We start from the raw sequence: 12,443 nt of genomic DNA, 5'->3' as shown, positions 1-12,443 counted from the left end.
GAGGGTTGGGGTGAGGGGTCGCGCCACGCCGTATCGTTGGCACTATTTCACCGGCGATTATTCTCAAAGGCCGGGAGACCCCTCATCCGTCTCGGCTTCGCCGGGCCACCTTCTCCCGCAAGAGGAGAAGGGAAGGCCAGCCGGCTCAGTTCAGCGCGACGCCGGCCGGCCGTTTCTCCTTCACGGCTGCGACATCGCCCAGCATCAGCGAGCCAGGCCCGACGGTGATCGGCACATCCTCGCCATCGACGATCTCTCCGGCGAGAATGGCTTCAGCCAGCGGGTCCTGCACCGATTTCTGGATCACGCGCTTCAGCGGGCGCGCGCCATAGGCGGGGTCGTAGCCCTTCTCCGCCAGCCACTCGCGCGCCTCCTTCGAGAGCTCGAGCGTGATCTTGCGGTCGGTGAGCAGCTTCGCGAGCCGGGCCATCTGGATATCGACGATCGCGCCCATGTCCTGCCGCCGCAGGCGGTGGAACAGGATGATGTCGTCGATCCGGTTCAGGAACTCGGGCCGGAAGGCGTGGCGGACCACGCCCATGACCTCGTCGCGAACCGCGTCGCTGTCCTGCCCCTCGGGCTGGTTCACCAGGAACTCAGAACCGAGATTCGAGGTCATGATGATCAGCACGTTGCGGAAATCGACTGTGCGGCCCTGGCCATCGGTCAGGCGGCCGTCGTCGAGCACCTGCAGCAGGACGTTGAACACGTCCGGATGCGCCTTCTCGACCTCGTCGAAGAGCACGACCTGATAGGGCCGGCGCCGCACGGCTTCCGTCAGCGCCCCGCCCTCCTCATAGCCGACATAGCCGGGAGGCGCGCCGATCAGCCGGGCGACCGAGTGCTTCTCCATGTACTCGGACATGTCGATGCGCACGAGCGCGGTGTCGTCGTCGAACAGGAACGAGGCCAAAGCCTTGGTCAATTCGGTCTTGCCGACACCGGTGGGGCCGAGGAACATGAAGGAGCCGATCGGGCGGTTCGGGTCCTGCAGGCCGGCGCGTGCACGGCGGACCGCGGTCGAGACCGCTTCCACCGCCTCGCGCTGCCCGACGACGCGGGAGCCCAGAACCTCCTCCATGCGGAGCAGCTTCTCCTTCTCGCCTTCGAGCATCCGGTCGACCGGAACGCCGGTCCAGCGGCTGACGACCTGCGCGACATGGTCCGGCGTCACGGCCTCCTCGACCATACCGGCATCGTCGCCCTTTTCCTCGACCTCGGCCAAGGTCTTCTCGAGCTGCGGGATTTCGCCATAGGCAAGCTCGCCGGCCCGCTGATACTCGCCCTTGCGCTGCGCCTGGGCGAGCTCGTTGCGAGCATTGTCGAGCCTGGTCTTGATCTCCGCGGCGTGGCCGAGCTTGTCCTTCTCCGCCTTCCACTTGGTGGTGATGGTGTCGGAGCGCGTCTCCAGATCGGCCAGTTCGGATTCGAGCCGCTTCAGCCGCTCCTTCGAGCCGGCGTCGCTCTCCTTCTTAAGCGCCTCCTGCTCGATCTTGAGACGGACGATCTCGCGGTCGATCGAATCCAGCTCCTCGGGCTTGGAATCGACCTGCATGCGCAGGCGAGCCCCGGCCTCGTCGACGAGGTCGATCGCCTTGTCCGGGAGGAAGCGGTCGGTGATGTAGCGGTTCGACAAGGTTGCAGCAGAGACCAGCGCCGAATCCGTGATGCGGACGCGGTGATGCTGCTCGTATTTCTCCTTCAGGCCGCGCAGGATCGAGATGGTGTCCTCGACCGTCGGCTCGTCGACGAAGACGGGCTGGAAGCGCCGCGCAAGCGCCGCATCCTTCTCGACATATTTGCGGTACTCGTCGAGCGTGGTCGCGCCGACGCAGTGCAGTTCACCGCGCGCCAGAGCCGGCTTCAGCAGGTTGGACGCATCCATCGCGCCGTCGGTCTTGCCGGCGCCGACCAGGGTGTGCATCTCGTCGATGAACAGGATGACGCCGCCATCCGAGGACGAGACCTCGGTCAGCACGGCCTTCAGCCTCTCCTCGAACTCACCGCGATATTTCGCGCCGGCGATGAGCGAACCCATGTCGAGCGCGAGCAGCTCCTTGTCCTTCAGGCTCTCGGGCACGTCACCGTTGACGATGCGCAGCGCGAGGCCCTCGGCGATGGCGGTCTTGCCGACGCCGGGCTCGCCGATCAGGACAGGATTGTTCTTGGTCCGGCGCGACAGCACCTGGATGGTGCGGCGGATCTCCTCGTCGCGGCCGATGACCGGGTCGAGCTTGCCCTCGCGCGCCGCGGCGGTGAGGTCGCGGGCATATTTCTTCAGCGCGTCATAGGCCTGCTCGGCCGACGCGGAATCGGCGGTGCGGCCCTTGCGGATCGCCTCGATCGCAGCGTTTAGCGCCTGCGGCGTGACGCCGGCCTTGGAGAGCGCCTTGCCCGCGTCGGTATCCTTCTCGATCGCGAGCGCGAGCAAGAGCCGCTCGACCGTGACGAACGAGTCGCCGGCCTTCTCGGCCGCCTTCTCGGCGGTGTCGAAGACACGCGCCAAGCCCGGCGTCAGGTTGAGCCCGCCCGAGCCGCCCGAAACCTTCGGGAGCTTGGCCAGCGCCTGGTCGACAGACTGCAAGGCGACGCGCGACTGGCCACCGGCCCGGTCGATCAGACCGGCCGCCATGCCTTCGTTGTCGTCGAGCAACGCCTTCAGAAGATGTTCGGGCGTGAACTGCTGGTTGCCCTCGCGCAAGGCGATCGTCTGCGCCGCCTGGAGGAAACCCTTCGCCCGATCGGTATATTTCTCGATGTTCATTCAGCTATCTCCGCCCGCAGGCCGCGCCCCGTAGCGACGTGAACCTGCTGCCTTTCGTCAGGATGGAGCGCCGCGATGGGCCGCCCCTCGCCCTCCAAGATAGTGTGACATTGGCGCAACGGAAGAGGCTCTACCCAGAATTGACCTGGCGCAAGCGGCAGGCACAGATCGGGCATGGCCGGGACCAAGCGACAACAGGCGATTCGGAAAGCCTTGAGGGCGCTGGCGCCCGGCATTCCGCTCTCCGATGCCGAGGCCGTGGTGACGCTGGCCGAGCGGCGCCACATGAAGGATCTGCCGCCCTCGACGGCGCTCTGGCTCGCGCTCGGCAGCCATATCCGCCATGTTCATACCGATTACGAACGCCTGCTGGGCGAGGGCTACGATCGCGACGCCGCCCGCTTCTTCGTCGCCGACGAGACCGACGCGGTGCTTGCCGGCTGGGGCTGCCAGCGCTCGGTGAGCGATGGCGAAGACGAATGATGCGGTATCGGCTTTCCCAAAAACCGGTTCCCACTTTTCGGGCCGATGCCGAGGACTGATCGAAACGGATACAGAATTTGATCTGTCAGAAAGCTGGAAGGCAGATATGGTCCCGACCAGCCTGAATATCCTACTCCCACAGCCCTCATCCTGAGGAGCCGCTGAAAGCGGCGTCTCGAAGGATGCTCCAGGAAGCTCCGAAGACATCTGGAGCATCCTTCGAGACGCAAGCCTGTGGCTTGCTCCTCAGGATGAGGGCTGTGGTATCTGACTACATTCCAACCGCCGGACCCGACCATGCGCATCGAAACGCTCTACCGCTATCCCGTGAAGGGCCTCTCGCCGGAACGGCTCGCGCGCGCCGCGCTCTCGGCCGGCGGGTATTTCCCCGGCGACCGGCTGTTCGCCATCGAGAACGGCCCATCGGGCTTCGATGCGGCCGAGCCCGTGCACCAGCCCAAGATCAAGTACCTGATGCTGATGCGCAACGAGTCGCTCGCCCGGCTCAAGACCCGCTACGACGATGCCAGCGGCGATCTCGTCATCCACGAGGGCGGGCAAGAGGTGCTGCGCGCGGCGACCGCCAACGACGATGGCCGCGCCGCGATCACGCGCTTCTTCACAGGCTTCATGCCCGAGGAACTGCGCGGCGACCCGAAGCTGCTGACGGCGCCCGCGAGCTATCGCTTCACCGATTCGCGTTCCGGCTTCGTCTCGATCATCAACCTCGCCAGCGTCGCGGACCTGGAGGGGCGCCTCGGGCAGCCGGTCGATCCGCTGCGCTTCCGCGGCAACTTGATGGTCAGCGGTCTCGCGGCCTGGGCCGAGAACGACCTCGTCGACCGCGAGCTCACAGGGCCCGGCGGCCTGCGCTTGCAGGTCATCAAGCGGATCGAGCGCTGTGCGGCGACCAATGTCGATCCCGAGACCGGCGCGCGCGACATGCAGATCCCGAAGGCGCTGATGAAGAACTACGGCCATGTCGATTGCGGCATCTACTGCCGTGTCCTCGCCGATGGCGCGCTCGGCGAAGGCGACGGGCTCACGGTCGCGGACGCACCGGCGCGGCTCGGCATCGCCTGATACCGCCTGCCGTCATTCTCGGGAGATCGGCAAATCCCAGACAAGAAAAAGGGCCCGAACGGGCCCTTTTCCATATTCGATCGATGATGCCGGAGCAGCTTACTCGGTCGAGCCATCCGTCTCCGAACCCAGCGCGTCCATGACCTCGCGCGGCGAACGGCGGCGGCGGGGGCGCTTGGGCGCAGCCTCAGCGACATCCGCAGCCGGTTCCGCCGGGGCGGCCACCGGTTCGGCGGCGGGGGTCTCGACCGGTTCCGGCGCGGGGACGCGCACGGGGTTGGTCAGGAAGGACGGCAGCGCCGCGGCAACGTCATCGCCGGCTTCGCTCTCGACCTCGCGCTCGCGGCGCGGGCGACGCTCACGCTGAGGGCGCTCGGCCCGCTCGGGACGCTCGAAACGGCGCTGTTCGCCCTGAGCCTGCTCGGAAGCAGCCTCGACGGCACCGCCCTCGCTGACCGGGATGTCAGAACGCGGCGCATCGGGACGCGGGGCGTAACCGCCGGGAGCCCCCTGGCCTTCGGCGTTACGGTCGAAACGGCGCTCGCCGCGATCCGGGCGATCGAAACGGCGCTCGTTGTTATTGCTGTTGTTGCGGTCGTTGTTGAAACGCTCGCGACGGGGCGGGCGGTCGAAGCGCTGGCCGCCCTGCGGCTGGCCCTCGCCACCGTTCTCGCCCTCAGCGCGCTGGCCGCCGCCATGGCCATTATAGCCATTGGCATAGCCGTTCGAGCGCATCTCCGGCTGCGGGCCGGTACCGGGCTGGAAGGACTGGTTCTCATCCTCGCCCTCTTCCTCGCCCTCGTCCGCGTCTTCGACGAAGGCGCGATTCGGCGGGAAGGAATGGCCGAACTGCTGAGCCATCTGCTCCTGCGCCGCGAGCAGAATGCGGTAGTAATGCTCGGCGAACTGGAAATAGCTCTCGGCAGCAACGGTATCACCCGAAGACTGGGCATCGCGCGCAAGCTGGAGATATTTCTCGGCGACATTCTGCGCCGTGCCGCGAACCTTTACGTCCGGTCCGTTGGATTCGTAGCTACGCTGCAACGGATTGGGAGATTTGCGATTGCCGTTATTGTTGCCGCCACCGCTATTGTTGCGGCCGCGCATACGCCGGTTCTGACCTGGTCTCATTCGCGTCTGTCTCGCGCTTCTGTGTTCAAAGCAACCGTGGTGCCGTCATGCGCGTTGCGATGCACAGCGGGTTGCGACGCTGTGTCGGACGAAGGTGACCTGAAGGGGCGATCCGCCGTTCCTGGTCTTCACGCGCTCTTTTCCAAAAAGGGGGTTTCAACCCCATGAGCCGATCGGCGCCACGCGCCTTCGGGGCTCCATCCGGCTTGTCAGTTGCATCGCTGCGGGAACACGCCCTCAAACGATGCCGTACTCGAGCAAATCCTGTACGATCGGGAACTGCCCAGAGGCCCGGCTCTGACGCCACCAGCTTCGGCTGGATGCTGCTTAGCTCGTTTTGGCTGCTTCTCCAAGCGAAATCGACCAAAAGCCTGTGCATTATCAAGCGAGCGTGAAGATCAACGCCCGCTCATGCCCTCCCAGATCGTTCCGGCTGCCACTGAATTCAAGCCCGCCGGCCCGCATCAGCGCAACGACATCCGGCCCCTGCCCGGCTCCGATCTCGAAAACGATAATCCCGCCGGGCGCGAGCAAGGGCGGCAGGGACGAAGCGAAGAGGCGATAGGGTGCAAGCCCGTCGGCGCCGCCGTCCAGAGCCAGCAGCGGATCGTGCTCGCGCACCTCGACGGAGAGCGTCGCAATCTCGGCCGAGGGGATATAGGGCGGGTTCGAGACGATGAGATCGAAGCGGCCGGCGAGACCTCCGGTCCAGCTGCCTTGCTGGAACGCAGCGCGGCCTTCGACGCCGTTGAGCGCGGCATTGCCAGCCGCGGTCCGGCAGGCCTCCTCGGACAGATCGATGCCAAGGCCGTGCGCCTGCCGCAACTCGCTGAGCAGGGCGATCAGCAGGCAACCGGTGCCGGTTCCGAGATCGAGCAGCGCCAGGCTCTCGCCGCCGCGGCCGGCAAGCTGTGCGAGTGCCGCCTCGACGATCGTCTCGCTGTCGGGGCGTGGCTCCAATGTCGCCGGCGACAGACGGAAAGGCAGCCCCCAGAATTCGCGCTCACCGAGAATGCGCCAGACCGGCTCTCCCGCGAGGCGACGCGCCGAGAATTCGTCAAGCCAGGCGAGTGCTTCCGCCGGCAGGACCATATCCGGATCGGCGTTGGCAGCGCCCAGGCTGCCTTCAACCAGTAGACGCGCATCGAGCCCCGCGCTCGGCGAGCCCGCCCGCAGGAGGCTCTGCGCAAGACGACGCCGCGCCTCCCTGACGGTCGGCGCGGCGCCCTCCCCTTGTGCGTTTCCGGCAAAGCCCATCACGAGCCTTGCCCGTCCCTGCGCTTGAACTAGTTGCCGTTCATCTTCAGGTTCATGCAGGTCTTCATCTTGGTGTTGAGCGAGGCCTTGCTTTCGCGGGTCCCGCTCAGCTCTGTCCGGCAGGCCTTGCGCGCCTGCGCCTGGGTCATCGCGCCATTCAGCGCAGCCGGCTGCCCCGCGGTCATCTTGCGGAAGGTTCGTTCCTGAGCCTGCGAGACGCCGCTCATCGCCAGCGCCATCAGTCCGGCCATTGCCATCGTCGAAAACGTCTTGATCATGAGAGCGTCCCCCGTTTGCTGGTGTCGATACACCCTCAACGCGGGACGGATGATTTGGTTTCATCATCCATCCCTCACGCGATGCCCTCGGCCGCCAGCAGCTTCGCCTGATGCTCGGCCGTGAGCGCATCGATGATCTCGTCGAGCACAAGCCCCTGCATCATCTCGTCGAGCCTGTAGAGCGTCAAGTTGATGCGGTGGTCGGTGACGCGCCCCTGCGGGAAATTGTAGGTGCGGATGCGCTCCGAGCGATCGCCCGAACCGACCTGCGAACGCCGGTCCGCCGAGCGCTCGGCATCGATGCGCAGGCGCTCCATGTCGAAGAGTTTTGCGCGCAGCAATTCATAGGCCCGCGCCTTGTTCTTGTGCTGGGAGCGCTCGTCCTGCACCAGCACGACGGTGTTGGTCGGGATATGGGTCAGGCGCACCGCCGATTCAGTCTTATTGACATGCTGGCCGCCGGCGCCGCCGGAGCGCAGCGTGTCGGTGCGGATGTCCGCCTCGTTGAGGGTGACATCGACATCGGTGGCGAGCGGCAGCGTCGCCACCGTCGCAGCCGAGGTGTGGATGCGCCCGCTCGCCTCGGTATCCGGCACGCGCTGGACTCGGTGGACGCCGGATTCGAACTTGAGACGGGCATAGACGCCGCGGCCGTTGATCTCGGCGATGACCTCCTTGTAACCGCCGGCCGTGCCCTCGCTCTCGGAGAGGATATCGAGGCTCCAGCCCTTCTGGGCGGCGTGGCGCTGGTACATGCGCAGGAGGTCTCCGGCGAAGAGCGCGGCCTCGTCGCCGCCGGTGCCCGCCCTGATTTCGAGAATGACGCCGCGCTCGTCGGCGGCATCCTTCGGCAGCAGGGCGACGAGGATCTCGCGGGCGCGCGCCGCGATCTCGGAGCGGGCGATGTCGCGCTCCTCATAGGCGAGATCGCGGAACTCGGAATCGGTCGCGGGATCGGCGATCAGCGCCTCCGCCTCGTCCAGCGAGACCTGCGCCTGCCGCCAGGAAGCGATCGCAGCGACCACGGGATCGAGCTCGGCCAGTTCCTTCGCGAGCTCGACAGTGCGCGCCGCCTCGGTGGCATGGTTGATCTCGTCGGTCGCGGCGGCATGGCGCGCCACGATGACGTCGAGACGATCCTGGGGAAGCTGGAGGGACATAAACTGAACTCGTGAAACGAAAGGAAAAAGCGGCAGCGGCTGCAGAAGCAGCGTCGCTAGACCGGGACCTTGAACTCGGTCGCGAAGGCGGCGAGTTGCGGGCGCAGATTGGTGGCGCCTTCCGGAGAGGCCAGCATCCAGTCCATGCGCTCGCGCAGCTTGCCGGCGTCGAGCGCGCGCAGCATCGCCTTGACCGGCCCGATCGAGGCGGCCGACATCGAGAAGCCGCGATAGCCCAGGCCGATCAGGGCCATGGTTTCCAGCGGCTTGCCGCCCATCTCGCCGCAGACAGTGACGGGGCAGCCGGTCTCGGCGGCAGCCTCGACGATACGCCTGAGAGCCCTGAGGGCGCCGACGCCGAGCGGATCGAAGCGGTCGGCGACACGCTTGTTCTCACGATCGGCGGCGAACAGGAACTGCATGAGGTCGTTGGTGCCGATCGACAGGAAATCGGCCTCACGCGCGATCTCCCCCAGCTCGAACAACAGCGACGGCACCTCGACCATGACGCCGACCCTGAGATCGCGCGGCGGGGCAACGCCCTGCTTCTCCAGCATGGCCTGCTCGCGACGGATGATCATGCGGGCACGGCGGAACTCCTCGGTGGTCGCGACCATCGGCAGCATGATCTTGAGATCCCGCCCCGCCCCGGCCCGCAGCATCGCGCGCACCTGCGCCCGCAGCAGCCGCGGCTTGTCGAGGCCGATGCGGATCGCGCGCCAGCCGAGCGCCGGATTCTCCTCCTCGACCCGCTCCATATAGGGCAGCACCTTGTCGCCGCCGATATCGAGCGTGCGGAAGGTCACAGGCCGTTCCGCAGCGGCGTCCAGCACCGTGGCATAAAGCGCCTGCTGCTCGGCGGTGGTCGGCATGTGCTGTGCCACCATGAACTGCAATTCGGTGCGGAACAGGCCGATGCCGGAGGCCGCGGTGGCTTCCAGATTCGGCAGATCGACGAAGAGGCCGGCATTGATCTGCAGGGTGATGTCGACCCCGTCGCGGGTCACCGCTGGAAGCTCCTTGAGCTTCTGGTACTGCTTCTGCTTGCGGGCACGCAGCCGCGCCTTGTCCTTGTAGGCGTTCTCGACATCGGGCTGCGGGCGGATCTGCACCTCGCCGGCCTGGCCGTCGACGATGATGGCATCGCCCGCCTCGACCAGCGCCGTCGCATTGACGACCTCGCCGACGGCGGGGATGCCGAGCGCGCGGGCGACGATGGCGATATGGCTGGTCGGCCCGCCCTCCTCCAGCACGAGCCCGCGCAGATGGGCGCGATCATAGTCGAGCAGGGCCGCCGGCCCCATCGAGCGGGCGACGAGGATGGCGTTCTCCGGCAGGTTCTCGCGGGCGACGCCGTTGGCCTTCCCGACCAGCGTGCGCAGCAGCCGGTCGGCGAGATCGTCGAGATCGTGCAGCCGCTCGCGCAGATAGGGGTCGGTCTGGCGCAGCATCTTGGCGCGCGTGTCGGACTGGACGCGCTCGACCGCCGCCTCGGCGGTGAGGCCGGTCAGCACGACCTCGCGCATGCGGCGCAGCCAGCCCTGGTCATGGGCGAACATGCGGAAGGTCTCGAGAACATCGCGATGCTCGCCGGTATGGGCGACGTCGCCGCGCTCGACCAGCTCGTCGATCGAGGCCCGCATCTCCCCGATCGCCGCTTCGAGCCGGCCGACCTCGGCAGCCGGATTCTCGGCGATGAGATTGGTGATCGCGACGCGCGGCTCGTGCAGCACGACATGGCCAAGGCCGACGCCATCGGCCAGCGCCACGCCGACGCCGTGGATCGGACGATCGAGGCCGATCGAGGCGCCGGGCGCCGCCAGCGACTTGAGCCCGCCGGCCGCGATCATCTCCGCCATCAGCATGGCGGTGGTCTGAAGGGTCTCGATCTCGTCTTCGGAATAGAGTCGCGAGGCCCGATTCTGGATGACGAGCACGCCCATCACGGCGCCGCCACGCAGGATCGGCACGCCGAGGAACGAGCGGTAGACCTCTTCGCCCGTCTCCGGACGGTATGAGAAGGAAGGGTGAGCCTGCGCGTCCGACAGCGCCAACGGCTCGGCCTCGCTCGCGATCAGGCCGACGAGGCCCTCGCCCGCCCGCATGGTGGTGAGGTGGACCGCCTCGCGGTTGAGGCCTTCGGTCGCGTAGAGTTCAAGCGAGCCGTCCTCGCGCAGGACGTAGACGGAGCAGACTTCGGCGACGAGATTGCCGGCGATCAGGACAACGAGCCGGTCCAGCCGCTCCTGCGGGCTGATCGATGCCGCCATAACCTCGCGGAGACGGCGCAACAGAACGCCCGGTCCTCCGAGAGCGCCTCGCATCGATCTCAGCCCTCCGCCCGCCTCCTCAGCCATCGACGATACGATGCCTGTCCAGACCTGAGTCGCCCACTCCGGTCATGCTGCCTTCTAGCGACCAAAGACCTTATTCGGCAAGGGCCGCGAACAGGGCCCGCAGCATCACCCCAGGATTTCCGTCGTTTTTGGGCTCGCGGCCGAAGTCTCAGGGCCGCACCAAAACGAGGTGAGAGGTCTCGGCGGCACTCCGCTTCCGGCGCGATCCTGCCGACACCTTGCGGACACCGGCTTCCGGGGCAGCCGATGACGCGGCCGATGTCTCGCCCCGACCTGCCCGCCGCGTGCCGGCACGTGGTTCCTTGCGCTCTTTACCCACGGCCAATGCCTCGGCCGCCCCGGACAGGGCCAGCAGGTATTGCCGTGTCCACCAGTCGATATCGGTGGCCGCGATGATGGCATAGAGTTTCTCGAAGCGGCGGATGCGCTCGGTCTTGGGCATGGCGAGCGCGGTGCGGATCGCTTCTGCAACCTCACGGGAATCGAAGGGATTGACGATCAGCGCCTCGCCCATCTGCTGGGCCGCACCGGCGAAGCGCGAGAGCACGAGCACGCCCGGATCGGCCGGATCCTGCGCCGCGATATATTCCTTGGCGACGAGATTCATCCCGTCGCGCATCGGCGTGACCAGGCCGACCTGGGCGCGGCGGTAGAAGCCGGCCAGCGCCTTGCGGGAATAGGCCTTCTTGACCACGCGGATCGGCGTCCAGTCGAATTCGCCGAGCTGGGCGTTGAGGCGGCCGGCAACTTCGTCGGACTGGCGGTCCAGGTCGGCATATTCGGGCACGTCGCTGCGCGAGGGCGGGGCGATCTGCAGCAGGCTGACGCGCCCGCGCTCCTCCGGATGGTCGCGCAGGAACTCGCCGAAAGCCTCCAGCCGCTGGACGATGCCCTTGGAATAGTCGAGCCGGTCGACCCCGATGACGAGCTTGCGCTCGCCAAGGGATTCCTTGGTGGCGCGCAGCGGCGTCGTCGCCTGTCGGGCGGAGGCGGCGGCGAGCCGGCGGAAGCCCTCGACGTCGATCCCGATCGGAAAGGCCTGCACGGAGGTTTCGCGCAGCCCCAACCGCACGCGCTTTCCATCGGTGCGGGCGCCGCAAAGGGAGACGAGCCCGTCGATCAGGTTACGGGCGTCGACCTCGGTCTGCATCCCGACGAGGTCATAGGCTGCCATGGTGCGGATCAGCGTCGCACTGAAGGGCAAGGCGGAAATGACCTCCGCCGCAGGCCAGGGGATGTGATGGAAATAGCCGATGCGGTTCGTGATGCCGCGCCGGCGCAACTCCGCCGCCAGCGGGATCAGATGGTAGTCGTGGATCCAGATCATGTCGTCAGGCTTGATCAGCCCGGCGAGCGCGCGGGCAAAGCGCCGATTGACGCCGAGATAGCCCATATAGTCGCTGCGCTGGAACTCGGTGAGGCCAAGCCGGTAATGCATCAGCGGCCAGAGCGCCCGGTTCGAGAAGCCGAGATAGTAGCTCTGGCGCTCGGCCTCGCTGAGATCGGTCACGGCATAGGTGACGTTGCCCTGCTCGACCTGCCGGACCGGCGCCGGCGCGCCTTCGCTTACCGCTCCGCTCCAGCCGAACCACAGCCCGCCGCGCTGCTCCAGCGCTTCGCGCAGGGCGACGGCCAGCCCTCCCGCCATCACCTTTTCGTGGCGATCGGGAATCGTGACGCGATTGGAAACGATGACAAGACGCATAAACTCGCATTCTCCGGCAGGGGCCGCCCGCATTTCGCCATCGGCGGCAGGAACAGAACGCTTCCGAAAGCGTAATGTTTCCGTGGTGCGGACGCGGTCACATGGCAGCGCTGTGGCAGCCGTGCGGTGAAATCGCGACGACATGGTAGGCTTTCGACAGATCGAGGCAATCCCTCGACCTTCATTTTCGCCGCGGCTATGGCTAGGCGACAAGACAGAAAAGGA

Annotated in this window: 9 protein-coding genes; 2 read left to right on the top strand and 7 right to left on the bottom strand. The window is 66.7% G+C overall.

The features are described from left to right. Positions 1-145 precede the first annotated feature (145 nt). Positions 146-2,764: an ATP-dependent chaperone ClpB gene (gene clpB, locus ACWIEX_RS03950; RefSeq protein ID WP_454031823.1), complete on the bottom strand. Its 2,619-nt coding sequence runs from the start codon at positions 2,762-2,764 to the stop codon at positions 146-148. A 174-nt stretch (positions 2,765-2,938) separates the two neighbouring features. Between clpB and ACWIEX_RS03945 the strand changes: the two genes are divergently transcribed. Together ACWIEX_RS03945 and ACWIEX_RS03940 are read left to right on the top strand one after the other, a co-directional pair. Further along, positions 2,939-3,247, top strand: coding sequence for a DUF2293 domain-containing protein (locus ACWIEX_RS03945; RefSeq protein WP_454031822.1), 309 nt, complete (start codon positions 2,939-2,941; stop codon positions 3,245-3,247). 297 nt (positions 3,248-3,544) lie between these two features. Continuing rightward, positions 3,545-4,330, top strand: a complete 786-nt coding sequence (locus ACWIEX_RS03940; RefSeq protein ID WP_454031821.1) for an MOSC domain-containing protein — start codon at positions 3,545-3,547, stop codon at positions 4,328-4,330. 99 nt (positions 4,331-4,429) lie between these two features. Here the strand turns inward: ACWIEX_RS03940 and ACWIEX_RS03935 are convergent, their stop codons facing one another. The 6 genes from ACWIEX_RS03935 to ACWIEX_RS03910 all read right to left on the bottom strand — a co-directional run bounded on the left by ACWIEX_RS03935 (position 4,430) and on the right by ACWIEX_RS03910 (position 12,218). Beyond that, positions 4,430-5,437, bottom strand: coding sequence for a DUF4167 domain-containing protein (locus ACWIEX_RS03935; RefSeq protein ID WP_454031820.1), 1,008 nt, complete (start codon positions 5,435-5,437; stop codon positions 4,430-4,432). 405 nt (positions 5,438-5,842) lie between these two features. Continuing rightward, positions 5,843-6,718, bottom strand: coding sequence for a peptide chain release factor N(5)-glutamine methyltransferase (gene prmC / locus ACWIEX_RS03930; RefSeq protein WP_454031819.1), 876 nt, complete (start codon positions 6,716-6,718; stop codon positions 5,843-5,845). Between the two features lie 29 nt (positions 6,719-6,747). Further along, entirely contained in the window at positions 6,748-6,996 is a 249-nt protein-coding gene (locus tag ACWIEX_RS03925) for a hypothetical protein (RefSeq protein WP_454031818.1), read from the bottom strand. A gap of 74 nt (positions 6,997-7,070) precedes the next feature. Next, positions 7,071-8,156: a peptide chain release factor 1 gene (prfA, locus tag ACWIEX_RS03920; RefSeq protein ID WP_454031817.1), complete on the bottom strand. Its 1,086-nt coding sequence runs from the start codon at positions 8,154-8,156 to the stop codon at positions 7,071-7,073. Between the two features lie 56 nt (positions 8,157-8,212). Beyond that, positions 8,213-10,480, bottom strand: a complete 2,268-nt coding sequence (gene ptsP / locus ACWIEX_RS03915) for a phosphoenolpyruvate--protein phosphotransferase (RefSeq protein WP_454031816.1) — start codon at positions 10,478-10,480, stop codon at positions 8,213-8,215. A 181-nt stretch (positions 10,481-10,661) separates the two neighbouring features. Further along, entirely contained in the window at positions 10,662-12,218 is a 1,557-nt protein-coding gene (locus tag ACWIEX_RS03910) for an alpha,alpha-trehalose-phosphate synthase (UDP-forming) (RefSeq protein WP_454031815.1), read from the bottom strand. Positions 12,219-12,443 lie beyond the last annotated feature (225 nt).

The sequence above is a fragment of the Allobosea sp. NPDC055353 genome (assembly GCF_053644975.1).
This window is presented reverse-complemented; position numbering and strand designations above follow the sequence as displayed.

What these genes read in the sequence shown, in the direction of transcription:
- clpB (WP_454031823.1), bottom strand. Translation starts at nt 2,764, where the DNA reads ATGAACATCGAGAAATATACCGATCGGGCGAAGGGTTTCCTCCAGGCG.
- ptsP (WP_454031816.1), bottom strand. Translation starts at nt 10,480, where the DNA reads ATGCGAGGCGCTCTCGGAGGACCGGGCGTTCTGTTGCGCCGTCTCCGC.
- prfA (WP_454031817.1), bottom strand. Translation starts at nt 8,156, where the DNA reads ATGTCCCTCCAGCTTCCCCAGGATCGTCTCGACGTCATCGTGGCGCGC.
- prmC (WP_454031819.1), bottom strand. Translation starts at nt 6,718, where the DNA reads ATGGGCTTTGCCGGAAACGCACAAGGGGAGGGCGCCGCGCCGACCGTC.
- ACWIEX_RS03910 (WP_454031815.1), bottom strand. Translation starts at nt 12,218, where the DNA reads ATGCGTCTTGTCATCGTTTCCAATCGCGTCACGATTCCCGATCGCCAC.
- ACWIEX_RS03935 (WP_454031820.1), bottom strand. Translation starts at nt 5,437, where the DNA reads ATGCGCGGCCGCAACAATAGCGGTGGCGGCAACAATAACGGCAATCGC.
- ACWIEX_RS03925 (WP_454031818.1), bottom strand. Translation starts at nt 6,996, where the DNA reads ATGATCAAGACGTTTTCGACGATGGCAATGGCCGGACTGATGGCGCTG.
- ACWIEX_RS03945 (WP_454031822.1), top strand. Translation starts at nt 2,939, where the DNA reads ATGGCCGGGACCAAGCGACAACAGGCGATTCGGAAAGCCTTGAGGGCG.
- ACWIEX_RS03940 (WP_454031821.1), top strand. Translation starts at nt 3,545, where the DNA reads ATGCGCATCGAAACGCTCTACCGCTATCCCGTGAAGGGCCTCTCGCCG.